The sequence below is a fragment of the Colwellia ponticola genome (genome assembly GCF_005885605.1).
In the GTDB taxonomy this organism is placed as follows: Bacteria; Pseudomonadota; Gammaproteobacteria; order Enterobacterales; family Alteromonadaceae; genus Colwellia; species Colwellia ponticola.
In genome coordinates, this window is sequence record NZ_SZVP01000183.1 from 1 (window position 1) to 424 (window position 424).

Below are 424 nucleotides of genomic sequence, written 5' to 3' on the forward strand. Positions count from 1 at the left end.
GTTTTTGGATTCGTACCAACTTGGTGAAACAAATGAATCAGCAGCCTCCGCAGACAGCCCATCGGATCCATTTCATCTTTGCTTTCACTGGTCTTGGTTACTTCCGCCAGCGGCTCATGCAGCGTATTGAGCATCGCCTGCACAAGATCCGCCTTGTTGCTGAAATGCCAATAAATAGCTCCGCGAGTGACGCCTGCAAGAGTCGCGATGCGCTCCAGCGTCGTACGTGCTAAGCCCTTTTCGTAAAAGGCTTTCTCTGCCGCTTCGAGTATCTGCCTACGGGTTTCCTGAGCATTTTCTTTGGTACGACGGACCATGGCAGTACAACCTCTATCAGGACTCTTCAACGACGTCTGAATTTGCGCTGAATAACACCGCAGCGAGATCTCAGCGGACTAGTTTTCGGCCAACACAGCATTAGGGA

At 51.2% G+C, this 424-nt stretch carries 1 protein-coding gene; it reads right to left on the minus strand.

Annotation, left to right across the window (positions count from 1 at the left end; genetic code table 11):
• Positions 1-317 (minus strand): TetR family transcriptional regulator (locus FCS21_RS16460; RefSeq protein WP_138624536.1); only part of this gene is annotated, 317 nt, incomplete at its 3' end.
• Between the last annotated feature and the right edge of the window lie 107 nt (positions 318-424).